Source organism: Nitrosococcus wardiae (assembly GCF_004421105.1).
Classification (GTDB): Bacteria; Pseudomonadota; Gammaproteobacteria; order Nitrosococcales; family Nitrosococcaceae; genus Nitrosococcus; species Nitrosococcus wardiae.
Window position 1 is genome coordinate 1,538,964 of sequence record NZ_CP038033.1, and the last position, 20,082, is coordinate 1,559,045.

At 37.9% G+C, this 20,082-nt stretch carries 19 protein-coding genes; 17 read left to right on the forward strand and 2 right to left on the reverse strand.

Features of this window, described 5'->3' with window-relative positions:
• Nucleotides 1-1,066: 1,066 nt before the first annotated feature.
• Together E3U44_RS07535 and E3U44_RS07540 are read left to right on the forward strand one after the other, a co-directional pair.
• The gene (locus tag E3U44_RS07535) at nucleotides 1,067-1,555 is read left to right on the forward strand and encodes a polysaccharide biosynthesis/export family protein (protein ID WP_240761769.1); all 489 of its coding nucleotides are present in this window, start codon (nucleotides 1,067-1,069) and stop codon (nucleotides 1,553-1,555) included.
• 27 nt (nucleotides 1,556-1,582) lie between these two features.
• Nucleotides 1,583-2,800, forward strand: a complete 1,218-nt coding sequence (locus tag E3U44_RS07540) for an outer membrane beta-barrel protein (protein ID WP_134357579.1) — start codon at nucleotides 1,583-1,585, stop codon at nucleotides 2,798-2,800.
• Nucleotides 2,801-2,823: 23 nt separating this feature from the next.
• On the opposite strand, the gene E3U44_RS20575 is transcribed toward E3U44_RS07540, so the two are convergent.
• Complete coding sequence (locus tag E3U44_RS20575; protein ID WP_134357580.1) at nucleotides 2,824-2,931, reverse strand: DUF4372 domain-containing protein; 108 nt, start codon at nucleotides 2,929-2,931, stop codon at nucleotides 2,824-2,826.
• Between the two features lie 108 nt (nucleotides 2,932-3,039).
• On the opposite strand from E3U44_RS20575, the gene E3U44_RS07550 reads away from it, so the two are divergent.
• The 15 genes from E3U44_RS07550 to E3U44_RS20585 all read left to right on the forward strand — a co-directional run bounded on the left by E3U44_RS07550 (nucleotide 3,040) and on the right by E3U44_RS20585 (nucleotide 19,306).
• A complete protein-coding gene (locus tag E3U44_RS07550; RefSeq protein WP_134357581.1) occupies nucleotides 3,040-4,713 on the forward strand; it encodes a GumC family protein in 1,674 nt (557 codons plus the stop codon).
• A 45-nt stretch (nucleotides 4,714-4,758) separates the two neighbouring features.
• Nucleotides 4,759-5,565 (forward strand): CpsD/CapB family tyrosine-protein kinase, encoded by an 807-nt coding sequence (locus tag E3U44_RS07555; protein ID WP_134357582.1) that lies wholly within the window; start codon nucleotides 4,759-4,761, stop codon nucleotides 5,563-5,565.
• Between the two features lie 218 nt (nucleotides 5,566-5,783).
• Nucleotides 5,784-5,975, forward strand: coding sequence for a PqqD family protein (locus E3U44_RS20580; protein ID WP_166805027.1), 192 nt, complete (start codon nucleotides 5,784-5,786; stop codon nucleotides 5,973-5,975).
• Nucleotides 5,976-6,026: 51 nt separating this feature from the next.
• A complete protein-coding gene (locus E3U44_RS07565) occupies nucleotides 6,027-7,130 on the forward strand; it encodes a nucleotidyltransferase domain-containing protein (protein ID WP_276321966.1) in 1,104 nt (367 codons plus the stop codon).
• The gene (locus tag E3U44_RS07570) at nucleotides 7,102-8,319 is read left to right on the forward strand and encodes a glycosyltransferase family 4 protein (protein ID WP_134357584.1); all 1,218 of its coding nucleotides are present in this window, start codon (nucleotides 7,102-7,104) and stop codon (nucleotides 8,317-8,319) included. The genes E3U44_RS07565 and E3U44_RS07570 overlap by 29 nt, the downstream gene beginning before the upstream one ends.
• 91 nt (nucleotides 8,320-8,410) lie before the next feature.
• Nucleotides 8,411-9,844, forward strand: a complete 1,434-nt coding sequence (locus E3U44_RS07575) for a glycosyltransferase family 39 protein (protein ID WP_134357585.1) — start codon at nucleotides 8,411-8,413, stop codon at nucleotides 9,842-9,844.
• Nucleotides 9,845-9,942: 98 nt separating this feature from the next.
• The gene (locus E3U44_RS07580; protein ID WP_134357586.1) at nucleotides 9,943-10,902 is read left to right on the forward strand and encodes a glycosyltransferase family 2 protein; all 960 of its coding nucleotides are present in this window, start codon (nucleotides 9,943-9,945) and stop codon (nucleotides 10,900-10,902) included.
• Nucleotides 10,902-11,840, forward strand: a complete 939-nt coding sequence (locus tag E3U44_RS07585) for a glycosyltransferase (protein ID WP_166805029.1) — start codon at nucleotides 10,902-10,904, stop codon at nucleotides 11,838-11,840. Before E3U44_RS07580 ends, E3U44_RS07585 begins: the two co-directional genes overlap by 1 nt.
• A gap of 212 nt (nucleotides 11,841-12,052) precedes the next feature.
• Complete coding sequence (locus tag E3U44_RS07590; protein WP_134357588.1) at nucleotides 12,053-12,937, forward strand: sulfotransferase family protein; 885 nt, start codon at nucleotides 12,053-12,055, stop codon at nucleotides 12,935-12,937.
• 12 nt (nucleotides 12,938-12,949) lie between these two features.
• Complete coding sequence (locus tag E3U44_RS07595) at nucleotides 12,950-14,533, forward strand: flippase (RefSeq protein WP_134357589.1); 1,584 nt, start codon at nucleotides 12,950-12,952, stop codon at nucleotides 14,531-14,533.
• Nucleotides 14,534-14,586: 53 nt separating this feature from the next.
• A complete protein-coding gene (locus E3U44_RS07600; RefSeq protein WP_134357590.1) occupies nucleotides 14,587-15,498 on the forward strand; it encodes a sulfotransferase family protein in 912 nt (303 codons plus the stop codon).
• Between the two features lie 36 nt (nucleotides 15,499-15,534).
• A complete protein-coding gene (locus E3U44_RS07605) occupies nucleotides 15,535-16,542 on the forward strand; it encodes a glycosyltransferase family 4 protein (protein WP_134357591.1) in 1,008 nt (335 codons plus the stop codon).
• 122 nt (nucleotides 16,543-16,664) lie between these two features.
• On the forward strand, nucleotides 16,665-17,912 hold the full coding sequence (locus E3U44_RS07610) for a hypothetical protein (RefSeq protein ID WP_134357592.1): 1,248 nt from the start codon (nucleotides 16,665-16,667) through the stop codon (nucleotides 17,910-17,912).
• Nucleotides 17,913-18,108: 196 nt separating this feature from the next.
• Nucleotides 18,109-18,882, forward strand: a complete 774-nt coding sequence (locus tag E3U44_RS07615; protein WP_134357593.1) for an FkbM family methyltransferase — start codon at nucleotides 18,109-18,111, stop codon at nucleotides 18,880-18,882.
• A gap of 217 nt (nucleotides 18,883-19,099) precedes the next feature.
• Nucleotides 19,100-19,306: a transposase gene (locus E3U44_RS20585; RefSeq protein ID WP_420812615.1), complete on the forward strand. Its 207-nt coding sequence runs from the start codon at nucleotides 19,100-19,102 to the stop codon at nucleotides 19,304-19,306.
• A gap of 173 nt (nucleotides 19,307-19,479) precedes the next feature.
• Here E3U44_RS20585 and E3U44_RS07625 read toward each other — a convergent pair whose 3' ends face one another.
• Nucleotides 19,480-19,830, reverse strand: coding sequence for a hypothetical protein (locus tag E3U44_RS07625; protein WP_134357594.1), 351 nt, complete (start codon nucleotides 19,828-19,830; stop codon nucleotides 19,480-19,482).
• Nucleotides 19,831-20,082 lie beyond the last annotated feature (252 nt).

The window sequence follows — 20,082 nt, forward strand, 5'->3', positions numbered from 1 at the left end:
CTCCTTAAGTTACATTTAATTCGGTAAGTCTCTGATTGTTGGTAGCAAGCTCGCCCAAAACTGTCCGAAGTATTGCTTCCAACTGGGTAACTCCTAAATACTTTAGATTATTCACTAATCATGGCCTCCCCGGGTTAAAGCTCGAGGTTTCCCTGCCTAAGTCCATTTTAAATATTTAATGGTGAAATCAAGATATTTGCCGTCTATATTTTTTATAAGGCGTTTAGGGGAGGCTCGTAGGAGGTATATTACATTTCAATACCCGCCCCAAAACAATTTATTGTCAGCCTCTGCGAAGTAGGTGGTAGTCACAATCACTACATGAATCTAATAAAAATAATGACTTTTATTGATTGTCCCTCTAAATTTACTAATATACGAAATGATGAGGCTATCTTTAGATTAGTTATATGTATTTAGTAAAGTTTGAATAAGCCTTGTTGGCTATTATCGAGAAGAATTAATCTTTACGTTACAAGATATAGCTATTTCTTTTCGCATGGGGACTAGCGAATTTCGGTGCCCCGGCACAGGTAGCAGTAAACAGAGATTTTTAAGACAGATTGAAGCTTTGTGCTTGTCGTGCAAGGTAAAGCGGTAGCGTGGGTTTTGGACATAAATATATATAGATGTATTTAAAGTGTGTCTAATAAGCCTTTATTAATAGAGTATTCTATAGTTACAGCTATTTTATTTCCATAATATTTTAATACTGTTTCCTGTTGGGTCTATCAGTGGAGTAAGACTAGATACCGTTATACGGACAGTGTGGGGATTTTTTTCATATAACTGAAGTGGTTTATGTATCTGAATTCATAATATGTTTACTTGCCATGGTGCCGCATGGCAATTCCTAGGCCGCTAGCTAAAAGTAGCCTTTGAGGGGTTATGGGGGTTAGATAAAAACACTGAATTTATATAGAGCAAAATAAAAATTATGAGGATGCAACCAATCGCTAAGTTACTATTGACCTTACTAAGAAAAGTACAAGCTCCCCATTTAGTTATCCTAATGATTTTCTTGGGCCTGTCGAGTAGCGCATTTGCCGCTAGGCTCGGGCACAGTATGAGCGAGAAATACCTCATTGGTCCAGAAGATGTCCTCCATATCTCAGTCTGGAAAGAAGAAGAACTCGATCGTGAAGTCGTAGTACGACCTGATGGAAAAATTTCATTTCCCCTAATAGGTAATATACACGTTGCGGGACGGACTACGGAGGAAGTCCAACGGGATATTACTGAACGCCTCAAGAAGTACATCCCCGAGCCGGTAGCCACTGTTTCGGTAAAGATGGTCTCGGGTTACAAGATTTACGTGCTAGGTAAGGTAAACAATCCAGGTGAATTTACCATTGGCCGGTATATAGATGTTCTGCAAGCATTGACATTGGCTGGCGGGCTAAATCCTTATGCTTCTAAAAATGGAATAAAAATATTACGGCGTGAAAATGGCCAGCAAAAAGCATTGCCTTTTGAGTATGGAGAGGTGGAAGACGGCGAGGACTTAGATCAGAACATTATATTAAGAAGTGGCGATGTGGTTGTTGTGCCATAAAGGCGGTCTATATATAAAAAGGTATTCATGAGATTTTTTTGGCAGGTAGACACTAATGTGGTTCTACTATGGGTATTAATCCTCTTTTTTCCTGAAGTGGTATGCGGGATGGAGTGGACATATTTTGGCTGGAGGTTGGATCCGACCTTTTCACTAAATGAGGAGTTTAACGACAATCCGAGATTATCGTTTGAACAAAAAGATGCTGGTTTCATTACTACTATCAGCCCAGGGCTACTCATTGGTCGGCGCGAGGAGCGATGGGAAGTTAACCTTGGCGCTACATTAAATTATGACATTTATAATGGTGTTGATATTCCTGATAGAGACTCAGAACGGATAAGATTGCGCTCACATCTTTATTTTACTGAAAGAGCTTTTTTTCAATTAAATGGCAGCTATGTGCGCGATACTCTCTTGAGAAGAGTATTTATCGAAATAGATGAAGATTTTCTTGAGCCGATTGAGGATATAGATATTGGACTTGTAGATGTTAGCACAAGGCGTAATCGAGTCCAGATAAATCCTTCGTGGCGGTATGCACTGACAGAACGGACTTCACTGCAATTAGAATATGGCTTTACAGATCTATCATACGCAGAAAGTGAAGAGATTAATCTTATTAATACTCAGCAGCATCTTCTATCAGGTAAGGGATTTTATGAGCTTACTCCAATAAGCACGCTGAGCTTGAATGTAAATGCCACGCGAAGAACATCAGAAGATGAGAGTGAGACTGATAACCTAGAAGCCTTAGTAGGTTGGAATCATCTGTTCTCGGAGACTCTTCAGGGTGAAGCGAGAGCTGGCTATCGTATCACCTCAGCTAGTAGCAATGATGAGGAGGAAACTTCAAACGGATTTGTGGGTGAACTTACTATCCAATACCTTACAGAGGTAGGATCTTTGAGGGGAACCATTAGTCGAACAGTTACCCCTAGCGGGAATGGCCGGTCAAACCAAACTGACCGAATCCGTATCCAATATACACAAGAAGTCATGCCCCGACTCAGCTTTGTTCTCAGAGGTGATGCTTTCCGCACGGAACCCGTCGAAGATGATTTTTCTCAGGGTGAACGACGCTATTTTGACGTGGAGCCACGGTTGCTTTGGAATTGGACGCGGTGGTGGGCTGTGGAGGCCGGATATCATTATCGCAGAAGAGAAAATGAAAGCCCTTCGGAATCTGCTAGTAGTAACGCCGTATTTGTTGCTATTACCTATACGCCGTTGATAGAAAGATAAAAAATTCACTTTAATAGACCATCCTAGAGTTTAGTGACTTGAGCCGATAGGTTGCTGACCACGCCGCGTAGGCTGGCGCGACCGGACAGCTGCTCGAGCGCCATGGAGACGAACTGCAATCCGGGTGTCATCTTGCGCAATTTTCTGCCGTCGTGATGCTAATTGCGATGCTCTCAAATCCATGTCTTGGAACCAGCTATTGGAAGTATTGCGTTATCACTCCTTTGTAAAGACCAAACATGAACCAAAGCGCTTTCAAATTAAATGATGTTATTGTGATCTTGCGCCGGCGCAAGATGCAATTTTTGATACCAGGTGCTGTTATCTTTTTTATTAGTATAGGGATCGCATTTGGCTTACCGCCGCTTTATCAATCAAAAGCAAGAATACTTGTCGAACAACAGGAAATTCCGGAGGAACTTTTATCGTCCACGGTCCAAACTTATGCAGCGGAGCGCATTGCTACTCTCAAGCAGCACATCATGTCTTTTGAGCAATTGAAGGCATTAGCACGGAAAGCCAGTTTATTAAGTGAAAATAGTAGCTACAATGAAGAAATAGAGGTAGTAAAAAGGATTAAAAATAATACCCGGGTTGAGCCTGTGTATGCAGAGGTAACCGATCCAAGAACGGGAAGATCCCGTACAGTTACTATTGCTTTTGATATTTTTGTTAGCAGTAGTTCTCCTAAGAGCGCGCAAATAATTGCTAAGGAATTAGTTGAGCTCTATTTGAATCTCAACAAAAAGTTCCGTATTGAACAAGCAAACTCATCCGCTAAGTTCTTCGCAGAGGAAGCACAAAGATTAAGTAGTTTGATTTCAAAGTTAGAAGCTGAATATGCAAGGTTTAAGGAAAAAAATGTAGCACGATTACCAGAAATGATGGCTTTAAACATGAGCCTACTTGAACGAACAGAGGATCAATACGAGGAGATAGAAAAGACAATTCGAGAATTGAAAGAACAGAGGATTGCATTAGCCTCTCAGTTGTCACAAACACAACCATATAGTGAAGAGAGCCCTGTTGTTCAGTTAAAGAGATTACAAATGGAGTTATTGAGTGCGTCGGCAAAGTATAGCCCAAATCATCCTGATATAGCTCGGCTAGAACAAGAGATAGCAATACTAAAAGATGAAATCGGTGATGAGAAAGGAGAAAGTAAACTTGTAGAAAAATTAGTATTTACCCGGGATGAGCTGGCAAAAGCACGTACCAGATATTCTGAGCAACACCCAGACGTTACTAGATTAAAAAATGAAGTAGCTACACTTGAAGCTGCTTTAAAAGAAATACCAGAAGGGGCAGAGCAAACGAGCCAAATAAAATCAGATAACCCTTCATATATTTCCTTTAAGGCTCAACTTGATGCGGTGGATATCCAGCTAGCATCTGAAAAAAATAAACGTGCAAGAATTCAAGAGAAGTTAAATGAACTAGAACGTCGTATTCAACAAATGCCGCAAGTTGAGCAAACAACACTGGAGTTGAAGAGGAATTATGAAAATGCAGTAAAAAAATACCACGAAATTAAGGATAAGCAACTGAATGCACAAATAGCTACCCAAATGGAAGAAGAAGGTAAAGGAGAGCACTTTGTTTTGATTGCACCACCTCAACTTGCAGAAGAGCCTTCTAGTCCAAATCGCCCGGCAATTCTTTTTTTGGGAATGGTGATTTCGTTTTCTAGCGGAGTTGGAGTTGTTGCCCTTACTGAGTATCTAGATCAAAAAGTGCGTGGTATTAAAGGAGTAAAAACAATTTTTTCTTCACCTCCTTTAGGAATCATTCCCTATGCCGAGAATAGCCAAGATCGCCGCCGGCAGAGGAAGGTTAGAATTTACTATTTGCTTATAGCTTTAGTTGGGATAGGTCTGGCGTTTGCTTTTATCTATTTTGTGCGCTATAGGTAGGTAATTGTAGGTAAAAAAGATTAGGATATTAAGAGGAGCATTATTATGTCTCTTGATTATATTACCAAGGCTGTTCAACAAGCCCAACAAGAAAGGAATATAGATTCACATAAAGCAAAAGTAACTGCTATTAAGCCGATAGAAGTTAACTACGATCAGATCCGAACAGAAACTGTTTCAGAGCAGCATCTTCATGAGCATCGAATTATTACTGGACTGTGCGATACCGAGCAAGTTAATAGCTATAAGATGCTGCGTACTACAGTTTTGCGGCGTCTGCAAAAAAATGGTTGGAATATTTTTGGTGTGACTAGTTCTATAGCTGGAGAAGGGAAAACGCGTACAGCGATTAATCTAAGTATTAGCTTGGCGATGGAGGGTAATCACACAGTATTGCTTGTCGATGCTGATCTACAACGGCCGGCTATTCATAAATACTTTGGTTATGCACCAGAGAAGGGATTGAACGATTACTTGGTAGATAATACCCCAGTCAAAGATACCCTCATCCATGTGGCAGTTGGAAATTTAGTTATTTTACCGGTGAGAAAGCCACTCCAAAATTCCTCAGGGTATTTACGTTCTCCAAAGATGGCAACTTTAGTAGAGGAAGCTAAAACCCGCTATTCTTCAAGAATTGTTGTGTTTGACTTACCACCATTACTTTCCACTGATGACGTTATAGCTTTTTCTCCTCTTTTAGATTCAATTTTGCTGGTTATTGAGGATGGAGCTGTAACTCATGAAGAGCTTGCCCGCTCAGCTGAATTACTCAAAGATACAAATCTACTTGGAACCGTACTTAATAAATCTAAGGAGAAAGTAATGGGATATGGACCCAGTTATTATTAAGTTATATTTGTGGCTATCTTAATTATGCTGAGCTAAGCACGCAACTCCGTGATACATAATGTGTTTTAAACTTCTTTAGATTTATTTGCATTACTTGTCGCCGTGTATACTTTTAAGCTCAAAGCTTTAAACTAGAACGGGTAATTGTAGTGCTTGCTTGGAGAATACCACAAAGAAATAAGTGCACTTTAGAATGCAGAATATTAGATGAGACGCTGGTGTACTGTCTTAGGAGTGAAAGGTGTTTTTTACTTAATAAAACAGCTACTGAAATCTGGAATGCTTGTAATGGTCAGCGGAGTATTGCCGAAATCATCAGGTGCTTGGGGCAACCGGAAGATGACGTCATGCAGATGATCATAAGCCTATGGGATCAAGGCCTTCTAGAAGTAGATCAAGCTTTCCAATAATGACTATATTATTAGTAAAATACTACTCATTTAACCATACCTAAATTAAGCGTGCCAGACATCCATTCGCAATATCTCTGTCCTGAACTACAGGCTGTTCTTTGGTGCGCAAAAATAAAATTTCAGAAGGCTTTCTCATACCGTCTCACCGACATTTTTTTACCAAGCCTAAATTGGGATAAGCTATTGTATTACGCTCAAGTTCATGCCTTAACACCATTGGTGCATGAAGTGATAGCTAGTCAACCTCAGTCTGTAATCCCAATCAATATCTTGAAGGCTTTAGCAGAACGACGCAGGGCAATCGCTTACCATAATCTTCAATGTACTCACGATTTACTTCTTCTACATAAAGAATTCAAAAAACAAAGTATACGAGTTATCTCCTATAAAGGGCCACTATTGGCTATTAGTAGCTACGGTAATCTTTCCCTTCGCGAATTTGGAGATCTTGATCTCCTTATAGATAAACGCGACATTAAAAAATCAGTGGATATTATTGCTGCTAAAGGTTATCGAATTACAAGTCGATATAGTTGGGAAATCACGTTTACTAAAGAGGATAAAAAAGAATTAGATCTACATTATAGCTTATCACCTTGGACTTTTCCCGTTTCACTTTTCTTTGATTGTCTATGGGAGCATGCTCACCGAGTGCGAATAGCTGATGAAGACATTGTTACTTTTTGTCCTGAGCATAACCTCATGGTTTTATGTGTTCAAGTATCCAAGGATGCTTGGGAAGATCGCTTAACGTTAAACAAGCTATGCGATATTGCGGCCTTACTTAGTGTTTCCCATCAGCAATTTAATTGGTTCTATGTTTTACATGAAGCTGCTTTATGTAGGCTCAGTCGGATACTTTATTTTGGGCTTGCTCTTACAAAAGCTTTTCTAGATATAAAACTTCCAGCTCTTATTTTAAAAGAGTTGCGTCAGCAGAGCTGGATAGAAAAAGGTGTACTACAAACAGTATATCGTGTTGCCGCTCTAAAAATTGGAAAAAAAAGTGGTTTTTTTCATAGAATGCAGCTGCACTTTTTTCTACAAGAGAGTTTACTTGGAAAAGCTTCTCAAGTAGGTATGTTGTTAACAAGATTGAAATGGGAACAAAAAAAAATCATTCATGAAAAAATCCCCTATTCAAAAAACTAATCATGCAACTCCTTTAACTCAACATAAGCGAGTGCTTCTCGTTTCACCTCAACCATTCTATGAGACAAGGGGAACGCCGATAGCTGTGCGCCATATTCTAGTTGCGCTCGGCCAGTTGGGTTATAAAGTAGATGTAATTACATATCCAATCGGAGAAGAAATTGAACTTCCTTCTGTTAGGATTTTAAGAACTCCGAATCCATTTCGATTTCAATCTATACCAATTGGTTTCTCGTTTAAAAAATTATTTTTTGATGTAATGCTTACTGTTTTATTCTATAAACAGTTTCGTAGCAATTATTATTTGTGTGTCCACGTATTGGAAGAACTGGCTTTTCCAGTTGCTCTACTTGCAAATCAAAAAAAAGTGTTTGTTATTTACGATATGGCATCTTCATTGCCTGAGCAATTGTCCCATTCATTTTTTTTTAGTAATAAACTTTGCCAAAAAATACTTAAATATTTAGAAAAACAGCTTTTTGCTTATGTAGATTACATAGCATGTAGTGCTGGTTTAGCTACTTATATAAAGCAATCATGTCCTAGCGCACGAACTACAGAATGGTTTTTTCCTATATCCTCAAAAACACCGGATCCAAAATATATAAAAGAAATGCGGCGCAAGTTACAGCTATCCGATGGCAACCGCGTGGTTATGTATATTGGATCATTTGCAAAGTATCAAGGTGTCAATAACCTTATCGAAGCCGCTCAGCGAGTTACATCAAAATTTCCTCAGCTTGTTGTCTTCCTGATTGGCATAACCAAAGAAGAACAGTGGTCTTTTAGACAGTACACCAGAAAAGATCTAAGTCCACAGATCCGAGTTATTCCCAGATTGCCAAGGGAAGAGGTAAATTGTTTATTAGCACTTGCTGATGTATTGGTTTCTCCTAGGCTTTATGGAAGCAATACACCCTTAAAAATTATGGAATACATGGCATCAGGTAAACCGATTGTGGCTAGTGATATTGCTGCTCACCGTACAATTTTAGATGATACGAGAGCTGTATTAGTTGAGCCCACTATAGAAGGGTTCACGTCTGGCATTACACGTGTATTATTGGATGATAATCTCGCAATTCGGATAGGAAGAGCCGCGCGTGTTTATGCAGCTGATGCGTTTAACTGGTGTCGTTTTATTAGGCATGTAGAAAAAATTTATCAAGAGGCTTGTTTGTCTAGTTGATGTTTTTCTATAAATAACTCCCGTTTTTATTGCCGGCCTATTTTGGCTACGTTTGCTTTTTATTATATTAGATACAACATGAGGTTACATCATGTGGAGTACATTGGAAGATGCCAGGATAAGGCACTTTGATTGGATAGCTCTTCTAGCCCTAACATTTTTTGCATTGGTTACTAGAAGCTATGGTCTATCAGAGTGGCCTCTCGTCCATGATGAGTATTCTACGGTGCACGCAGCAAATGAGCGGTATACTTCATTAATCAACCCAGCCTATTATACCTTGGTGGTAGGTAGCTTTAATCTATTTGGTATTAGCGAGTGGTCGGCCCGCTTACCTGCTATGTTGCTTGGGGTGTTGAGTGTTCCTATTTTCTATCTAACCTGGCGGAATGTACTTGGCCGTAATGTGGCCCTGATCGGGGCATTGTTCATCATTTTTAGCAGTTGGCATTTGTGGTACTCACAATTTAGCCGTTTCTATACAGGCGTCTTTTTATTTGGCTCCCTCTCTTATTATTTTTACTATCAGGCGATACGATCAGATAGTCTACGATATCTAGTATGGGCAATACTAGCTAATATAGCCGCTATTTTATTTCATCTGACCTCGGTTATGGTGCCTGCCTCATGTGCGCTCTTCTCTCTTATTATTCTGTTTTCCAGAAAGGGAATAAAGGCTGGCTATTCAAGACGAATTGCGGCCACTCATATAGCAATTTGTTCGCTAGCCGGATTGATTTCGTTGTCATTTCTATGGCAGATTGCAGTAAGGCGTATGGAACATGCAGGTGGTGTAACCTGGGGTGATGGAGCAGGAGAAATGATCCTGAACATTACGAGGCATATACAGCTACCCATTGCTGTCAGTGCATTCTTTGGTATGCTTCTCCTATTGCGAAAGGACATATTTAAAGGGCTATTTTTTATGATAGGCATTGGCATGCCTATCATCTTTGTGGTTGTCTGCGCAATTTTCTTGAACTCTCGATCTGTTTATATGTTTTATGCTTTTCCTCTATTGTTAATACTTGCTGCCTACTTGTGTGAGCAAGCAATGCAAGCTCTATCAAATTACGGAGTAGCGTCTTATGCATTTGCCATTCTGCTAATTATTCTTTTACTCCCTGAAACAATTTCTCACTATACAGGTAGAAAAAGCCTCGATATCCGGGAGGCAGTTGAATTTGTGGAGAAAGCCTATCGCCCTAATGACATAGTCTTGGCTTTTCCCTGGGAATTTACACATTATGCGGGAGGCAAATTTTATATGGTGCCTAGGCCTGGCAGCCCGCGTGTTAGCAAAGTAGCATGGAAAGAAGAGCTTCAACTATATACAGATAAGGCAGAGCGTATGTGGATTATTCTGGAAAGCTTTCGTGCTCCCTATGCTAAAGAACTTGAATCCTGGCTAATGCATAATGCTTTATTAGTATGGCGTAAATATGAACAAAGAATTGACTATGCAGTTAGAGGATATGAAATATATTTGGTGAACTCCTCGAAAAAGATCTCTTCCATACCCTAAAAGCTAAAAACTAGCTACTGGCATACTTTTGAAACATGTGAATTGAGACTGAATAGAGGTTTTTTCTTATAAGAGCTTTTCTGTTGGAGAGCTACCCTATGGATCTTTCTATTATAGTGCCACTCTATAACGAAGAGGATAGCGTAATACCTCTATATGAAGCACTTGTTCACACTTTAAACCCTCTTAATTTAAATTATGAAATATTATTCATTGACGATGGTAGCCGTGATAAAACTTACTCTTTAGCAAAAGATCTCGCAAAAAAGGATCGGCGTTTGAGAGTAATTAAATTCCGCCGGAATTATGGTCAGACACCTGCCATGGTTGCGGGGATTGAGCATGCCAAGGGTACAATACTGATTACTATGGATGGTGATTTACAAAATGATCCAGAAGATATTCCCAAATTTATAGAAAAGATCCGGGAAGGGTATGACATTGTTGTAGGTTGGCGCTACAAAAGACAAGACAAATTGTTAACAAGGAAAATACCTTCCAAGATTGCGAATTGGCTTATAGGAAAGATTACAGGAGTTCCCATTAAAGATAACGGTTGTTCACTTAAAGCTTATCGAGAAAATATAATAAAAAAAATTCCTCTTTATTCGGAAATGCATCGGTTTATACCAGCTATGACCTCATTAGCTGGAACAAACATTGCCGAAATTAAAGTAAATCACTATGCGCGACAATATGGAATTTCTAAATATGGACTGTCACGAATATATAAAGTATTAATCGATTTAATTACTATTAAAACAATAATTTCTTTTTTTCCTCGCCCATTAGTGCCTTTTGCCTTAATAGCTGCAGTTGCAGCATTGGTTAGCTTCTTTTCTTTTATTTCAGGAATATTTTATATCTTACAATCTGGTCAAGAGAGCATTGTTTTCTGGGGCTTGACTATTTTGTATGGCAGCCTTGCTATTGTGCTTTTGTTTTGGGGTGTTCTTGCGGAGTTAGTATATAGAACAGGTAACCTAAAAATAGAAAATTTTGCTAGTTTAAAGATCGATAATGAAATATCACGAAATAATGAGGTGGAGAAAAGATAGTGAGTAGTCGTATTGAGTTATCGGTAATAATTCCTGTAATAGAACGGTATGATAATATTGAAGAAATCTACCACGACTACAAACAAAATATAAAGTCTACTAATATGGCCTTTGAGATTATTTATATAGTAGATAGCCATTTTGATGAAGTATTAGAAAATTTGAAAAAGCTAAATAAAAAAGGCGAGAAAATTAAAATAATTAAGCTTGCTAAAACATTTAGTGAAACTACTGCTTTAAATATCGGATTTGATAATTCCTCGGGAGATATAATCCTGACTTTACCTGCATACCAACAAGTTCAGGCTAATGAGATACCTCGTTTAATAAAGGCGCTAGATAGCCATGACATGGTGGTAGGAAGAAGGTGGCCACGGAAAGATTCTGGGTTTAATCGCCTTCGCTCTAAGATATTCAATCTGCTTTTAAAGAGAGTGTCTGATTTGCAGCTTCATGATGCGGGATGTAATGTCAGAGCTTTTAAGAGAGATATCATTAATGAAGTCAATGTATATGGGGATTTATATCGTTTTTTTCCTATCATAGCCGATAGATATGGATTCAAGGTAGTAGAATTAAATGTAGCACAGTCAGATAGGGACATCTCCCGACGAACTTATCCCACTAGCGCGTATCTACGCACGTTGCTAGATATACTTACTATTTTATTTTTAATTAAATTTACAAAAAAACCTCTACGGTTTTTTGGTCTTTTAGGAATTGGGTTATTTTTTATAGGATCAATTGCTACCCTTTATATTGTTGGAGAGCGCATTTTTCTAGGAGTGGGTCTTGCGAATCGTCCAGCATTACTACTTTCTTCTTTGTTAATTGTTTTTAGTATACAGGTAATGGCAATTGGGCTTATTGGAGAAATTATAATTTTTACCCATGCTAAAGAACTTAAAGAATATACAGTTTATGAAATTATTAATTAACAGTAGTCCCGCAAAGCGAACGGTAAAATTTGTATTTTGATAAGTTATCCTTTATGGAATTCGATTGGAAGAAGGATAAAAAGCAGGAACTCTGAGGTCACCATCCTAATTTTTATGTAATATGTAAGGTGAGGTATTCTCCTTTCCCACAAATAATATCTTGTCAGTGCCAAGGGTATTTTTCCATCACTACTGTAAGAGACTTGAAATAAATGTTACCAAATTTTTTTGTTGTTGGAGCACAAAAATCAGGCACTACATCTCTGCATCATTACCTTCATGAACATCCAGAAATTTACTTGCCATTCCAAAAAGAGAGTAAATTTTTTGTGCATGAAAGGCTTTTTAATAAAGGGGTTGGTTACTATGAAAAAGAATATTTCTCTGATTGGAATCAGGAGCTAGCTGTAGGAGAAATCGATCCAGAGTATATGTATATTGAACAAGCTCTGGAGCGCATAATAGAACATTTTGACCCTAGTAATTTGAAATTTATTTTTATATTTCGAAATCCTGTTGAACGAGCATTTTCTCACTATTTAATGACTTATAGGCGTGGATTGGAGCCGCTCACGTTTGAAGAAGCTATATCGGTAGAGGCAAGTCGCATTTCCCAAGGAATTATGCCTAACATACATTATAGTTATATAAGCCGCGGATTCTATTTACGCCAGGTTGAAAAATTCCTTATGCATATTGATAAATCACAAATGCTATTTTTATTGACTGAAGATCTCAGAGAAAGTACTTTAGACTGTTTAAAAACAACTTTTAATTTTCTGGGAGTTTCTCAGAATTTTTTACCTCAAAATATAAATGAAGAATTCCATAAAGCGACAATACCACGTAGTATGACTTTACTGCATCGCATACAAGGAAACGGCCTTGAAAAAAAAATTATACGATTATGTATTCCTAAAAAATTACGCCATAAACTACGTAAAAAGTTGCTTGAGGTTAACCAAACGAACCAACATAAAATGAGCTTGAGTAATCAGATGTATCAGCAGATTTCTGAGATATTTTTAGAAGAGAACAACCAGCTTTCAAGGTTTATAAATCGTGATTTAAGCCACTGGAACCATAATAATGGATAGAAAAGAAAACGGATGAACGCCGAGAATAGCTTCAAAAGAGTAGTACGAGGGGGTGTGCTGTTTTCAACAGGTACTTTCCTTGCTAAATTATTACACTTTGCTACTGGTATTATTATTATCCGTTTTCTATCACCAGGGGAATATGGATTAATATCTCTTGGGTTTACATCAGTAGCATTTTTAGTACTTTTTTCTGTCCTTGGACTTGGCACGGGTATACCTCAATTTATTGCCAGACATTATGGAAAAGAGAGTAACGAGTTGGTAGGTGCAGTGGCAGGCACATCTCTTTTTATTTCTCTTTGGATAAGCCTTTCATGTGCAATATTTTTATATTTTTGTGCACCATATTTGGCAGTTTATTTTCAAAAACCGGGATTAAAGCAAGTATTAGAAATATTTTCTTTAATGATTCCAGCCACCGTTTTAATAGAGATTTTTACAGCTATATTTCGTGGGATAGAAAACACAAAAGCAAAAGTTTTATTTGCAGATATTGGTGCTAATTTAGTCCGAATTCTATTTCTGCTTCCAATAATTTTTTTAAGCCTAGAATTTAAATGGATTTTGTGGGCTTATGTTGGATCTATATGGGTTGTTTTAAGCCTATATTTTTTATATACGAGTCGGAATTTTATCAGCCGATTTCGTCTTGTAGTGAACGGAGCACTTTCCCTACAACTATTATCTTTCTCCATGCCACTGTTGGGTACTAGTCTCATGTCAAACTTGATGGGATGGGGAGGGACATTAACTCTGGGGTATTTGGCTTCTGCAGAAGAAGTAGCATTTTTTAATGCGCCATTACGTTTGGTTAGCATAATTCCTATTCCTTTAATGGCATTAACCTTCTTGTATCTTCCGATAGCTACCAAGCTAGTTGAAGGCAAGTCTCTTGGAGATCGTAATACTATAGAATCGTTGTATATAGCTATAACTAAATGGGCTTTTATTCTTACTTTGCCATTATTGTTATATTTCTTGGCTGATGCGGAATTCATTGTAGGATACCTTTTTGGTGAGGATTATCATGATACAGCAAATGTGTTACGAGTATTGGCTATTGGATTTGCTATTCCTAATTTTCTTGGTCCTAATGGTATGACGTTAATTAGCTATGGAAATACCCGTATCGTATTTACTGCAACATTTCTAGGTGCAGTATCTACTATTGCCCTTTGCTTGGGATTAGCACCATACTATGGGGCTTTAGGGGCCGCGTTAGGAATTGCTATTTCTCGTTTTATTACAAGTATATTTATTTCGTTCCCTTTATATAAGTTATTTGGTGTTCACCCTTTTAGGGCGGAGTATATAAAACCGGTGGTTTTCACTGCTTTTGCTGCCATATTGGTTGTTACAATTTTAAAATCATCTTATGTAATGATGAATGGATTTTTACACTTATTATTGTTTCTTTTAATAATATTTTTGACATTACTATCCCCCATAGTTACTAGAAGCATGAATTCAACTGATTTGGAAATTCTCCGGGCAGTTGAAAATCGTTTGTGGGGCAGGACTCATGTCGTAGACCGCATAAGTATTTTGTCCTACAAAAAAAGTGCATCAATTTTAAAATCATCTCCCCACTAGTCGAGGTTGATAAAGTTTAATTTTTTTGAAATATTAAAAATAGGCGGTGTGCAGTGAATAAGAATAACGTTATTATTACAGGGGTACCACGTTCAGGCACCACATTAGCCTGTTATTTATTAAACAAAGTACCCAATATGTTAGCATTGCATGAGCCAATGGAAGTGGCTGAGTTTGCAAAATTATCTGATGATCAGATATGCAAAAAAATAAATGATTTTTTTTTTCAAAACAGAAAATCCTTATTGGAGAATAAGACTGTAATTTCTCGGCATGTTGGTGGCAAAATACCATCTAATATAGTTGGGCTCTCTCTTTCGCAGCAAATAAGAGCTTTCCCAAAACAATTTATTGGTAGTTTTATGGGATTAAAGTTAAATCCAAAGCGGAAATTGAGAAAAGCGATTGCTGTTTCAGGAGAAATCAGGATTGATAAAGAACTTTCTCCAGATTTTATTTTGTGTTTAAAACATCCAGCAGCTTTTTCAGCAAAATTAGACATTCTAATGAATCATTTTCCTTCTTATGCAATTATACGTAATCCTCTTTCAGTATTGGCTTCTTGGAATACTGTAAAATTTATGTGGGATGGGCATAGCCTTATAGCAGAAAGCTTGGATATCTCTTTAGCTAATACATTAAGTAGGATTAATGACCGTATTGAACGCCAGTTGTATCTCCTATCGTGGTTTTTTGAGAAATATTACTCTATTTTACCAGTTGAGCATATTATCAAATACGAGAATATTGTTTATTCTGGGGGAAGGGCATTACAAATTATAGCAGAACAAGCATGTACACTAAATGAAGCATTAGATAGCAAGAATAAAAATAAGGTTTATGATAAGGAATTTGTCATATCAGTGGGAGAAAGATTATTAAATACATCAGGAGCCTATTGGGAATTTTATAAAAAGGAAAGTGTGGAGATGTTATTACAAGAATTTGAGGAAAAAAATAGCTAATATGTTATGTAATGCTATACTTAAAAAGGTAACTTTATGTCTATCTACGTATTTAGTCCCCATTCAAATATTCCTTATGGCGGAATTAGGGTATTTTATCGATATGTAGATATTTTGAATAAGAACGGGTTCGATGCTTATATTGTTCATGACAAGCCAAACTTTAGATGTGAATGGTTTGAAAATGACACTCAGATAGCCTATGTAGATAAAATAATAAGCTTTTTAAGAAAAAAGAAATCCCATAATGATGTGTATTTAAAGTGGCCCTTGAGAAAAATTCTTCCAAACGATTATATGGTTATTCCAGCTATTCACAGTCAAAAATTAGTTGAGTTAGCAAAAGGTGTAAAAAAAATTATTTTTAATCAAGGTTGCTATGCAGTATTTTCTAGATATTTTTTTGATGAAGAAAAAATAATTGCTCCTTTTGATCATGAAGATGTTATTTCAGCAATTGTAGTATCAAAAGATAGTTATAATTATCTTAATTATGTATTTCCTCATATACCAATACATCGACATTTCAATTCTATAAGCTTAGATTTATTTTCATATCAGATAAAAAAAAAGAAGCAAATCTGCTATATGCCGAAAGCGCATACGAAAGATATAAGGCAAGTAATTAATATACTTAAGCTTCGCAGCGCTCTTAAAGATTTTGAGCTAGTTCCTATCATAGACAAAAGTGAGAAGGAAGTTGCTTCTATTATGAAGGAATCTGCTATTTTTCTTAGCTTTAGCCATGCTGAAGGATTTGGCTTACCCCCTGTTGAAGCAATGGCGTGTGGATGTATTGTTATTGGATATCATGGTCAAGGTGGAAGAGAATACTTTAATCCTGAGTTTTCCTTTCCTATAGAAGAGGGTGATATAGTTACATTTTCGAAAACAATTGAAAATGTCATATTAGATTATGATTTAAAAAAGCAGTGCTTTGATAGGAAAATAAAATTGGCAAGAGACTTTGTAGAGAAAAATTATTCTCCAACAAAAGAAGAAGAAAATGTCCTTAATTTTTGGAATAGTATGACTAAAAATTGAGTTACTCATTGGTTATTAAATATATCTTTACTTACGCTATACATTATCCTAATGTTTTTAAATCACTTATCACTTTTAATTTGAAATTTAATGATTTCTAGCTAGTTTTAAGGAAAAAACAAGTGATATATGCTTATTTACTGTTGATTATTGCGATAGCGAATGATCTTTTTGATCTAGTGCCTAATACACACGTTCCCGGTAAATTTAATATAAAAGATGTCGGCATCGCCCTGATCGGTATAGGTATTTTGTTTTATATTTTTAAAGGAAAAGATTTTCGTCGTTTATCTAATTTTTTTACCTGCTATATTTTTCTTTATTTTATTCTTTTATTAACACAAGTTTCGGTTGCATCTTTTTATTATTCTCAATCAATTTTTGATGGACTCATTGCTGCCAGAGATCAGTTTTTTTATTATTTTTTCTTTCCTTTATGTTTGTTTGCTCTTGACGATATCAAAAAAATAAAAAAATTTTTAGATATTCTTTCAATTACAGCAGTAACATTAATTTTTCTTTCTCTAGTTAACTACTTTGGTCCAATTATATTTTACCACCAGTGGGCTGATGGACATGGTATCCGTTCTGGAATTGTTCGGGCCTATATCCCTGCCATGGGAATCTTGGTATTTGGTGCTATTTGGCAATTTATAAAATACCTTAACGAAAAAAAATTATTTACGCGCTCGCTATTGATGTTTTTAATAATATTTGGTGGTATCTTGTTTCGCCAAACTCGTAGTTATATTTTAGGAGTTACTATAATAATTATTATAATGCTTGCAGCTAGAAGGCATTTCAAAATTTTATTTGGCTTTGGTTTTTTCTTGTTAGCTTTTTCTTTGTCCCTTGAACTTACAACAGGGCAGAGTTTATTGCTTAATGCATTTAGGACGGCTTTTGTAGATTTTGCTGAAGGGGAAGGTACTTGGGGAGCTCGTCTACAACAAATTAGAACAACATCAGATATAGTTTTAGAAAATTTCTGGACAGGCAGTGGGGGTCTTGTGGTACGCGGAAGCGGTGATGGATGGGCATCTCTGGGTTCGTTATTGGACGTTGCTTTAAACACAGATTTGGGTTACTGGACTTGGATAAAATTTTTTGGATTTCCCGGCATAGTATTAATGATTATATTAATTATGGGATTTTATTTATATGCTATATCTATTAAAAATAAAGGGGGAGATACAAAAATTGTACAGTTTACATGGTATTATTTCACCTATGTGTTGCTTATTATGGTTACCGCTGGTGCCCTTACATCTATATCAGGAATTATATTGTTATGTGTGGCTTGGGCATCTCTTGTTAATGCTACACAAGCTGGAGTGCAATTTCAATCCACAAATCATAATCTCTCTTAAATGCCAAGCGTCAACTATCGACTAGCGATAGCTAGATAACCGCACTATATAATTTGAGCATTAAACTATCTTCTCTCTTTTTGATTGGTAAGAAAGCTACAGTAATGCCCTTTAACCCGCAGCCCTAATTTGAATCCTTCGCTTAGGAGTGGGAGGACAAATATAATAGCTACTAAGCAAAGAGGAGAAACAGAGGATGAATGTAGAAAAATTGCTGCGTACATTGCAAGTTAATTTCCCCTATCTTTTAGAAGCTAAATTCACATTGATGAGGCTATTTAGAAATGGATTAAGTTTGCCCTTTGAAAAGGATTTCTATGCTATCTCTTTGTTTCCCGATGTTGACGAATGGCTGTTTTTAGATGTTGGAGCTAACAGGGGCCAAAGTACTGATGCCATCCTTATGAACAGAAGAAATGCTCGTCTGCAGCTATTTGAACCTAATCAACTTCTTTGTCAGAAACTTAGACGTTTGTTTAGTAATGACAAAAGAATAATCATTAACAATTTTGGTCTTGGGAGTGAGTCTACAGAAGGTGTTCTTTATATACCTTTCTATAAGAAGTGGATGTTTGATGGTCTTGCTTCTTTTAGTGAACAAAATGCGAGAAACTGGTTAAGCAATAATAGAATCTATTTTTACAATGAGTCTTTTCTTGCTTTGAAAGAAGTAAAATGCCAGATAAAAAGGTTAGATGAATTGGAATTGGCGCCTTTTTTCATTAAAATTGATATACAAGGCTATGAATATCAAGCCTTAAAGGGTGGCGAACAGACTATCCAGAAATATAAACCAATTTTGCTTTTAGAGTCGCCAGACGATAGGATTGTTAAATATTTAAAAGGGTTTAACTATCAGTTCTATGCTTTTAAAGCAGGAAAATTTTTTCCGGATACCTTCGGTTCTCCAAATACTTTTTTTATGACAAAGGAGAAAGCATATTTAGTAAAAAATAATATAGGAAAATAATTTGACAAGCAAAAATTACTACTGTCCCACAAAGGGCTAATGAAAAAATGTCTCTAAACAATTCTCAGCCCCGTCTGTCCAGTAAGTTGAGACAATGACAAAAAGCGGAGACAGTGATGAAAGCTGAGGCCATAAGTTTTTTAAGTGGCAAACCTGTTTTCCCAGCGATAAAGCGTGCGTACAATTTCTGGCCGAACGACGATGGCCAAACGGGTTTATTTGCCCGCAATGCGGTCATGATAAAGCGCACCTGATAACAACCCGCCCGTTGTATCAATGTGCGAGCTGCCGTTACCAAGTGTCGGTGACCGCCGGAACGATTTTTCATTCCACGAAGGTGCCCTTAAGGAAAGGGTTCTGGGCCATCCTCCCGGTTACTCAATCTCTGCGTCGATCATGCCCCAGTGCCATTATCGTGGGCTGAAAATTCATGAGAGGTATTAATGAAAAAGGCCTGAAAACCGACTTGTTTTGCTCGACCCCTTTGCGATAAAGGGCGTCGGCTACCACACACTGTACCCGCACCTGGGGAGGGCCATGACAAAAGGCCGACCATAGCCTCAGGGCCCACCCGAGCTTGCTCGGGTAGCGTGGATCTCAGGCGGGCGGCGGGGGCCGCTCCCGCTTGGGCACACCCCGGCGGCGCAGGGTCTTCTCCTCCCGGCGCCAGCGCTGCTGGACCGGGTCAGGCTGATAGAAGCCAAAGTTCGCCGGAAGGATGACCGCCTCAGTGACGAGCAGTCGCATTACCAGACTTTGGCCATTGACAAAACCCCCGCTGCCCGGGTGTTTGACTTTATGGACATAGCTGATGCGCTGGGTGACCTTAGCATGGGGATTGAGGACATCGTCAACGATCCAGACCCCCTGGATCCCATAGCGGGCCAGCACCACCGTCACGCTGGCTCGCAACAGCCCGCTCCAGGGCAGCTTGGCGCAACGAAACATCCACGTCAGTGCCCGGGCCGAATACCGCCCCCACTGGCCCGCTCAAAGCGCACCTAGTACAGCGATTCGGTGATCATCATGCCCATCAGGCAAAACCCCAACCAATGACGTTGAACTCGGCTTAGACCTTGCGGGGTACCGCGCTAGGCCCGCAGCTGTTCATCAAGGACTTCCAGGTAGGCGCGCACAAACGGCAAGGGTTCGCTGATGAGCATCACAGGCACCGACGACAAGTCAGAATAGAAAAGCTAT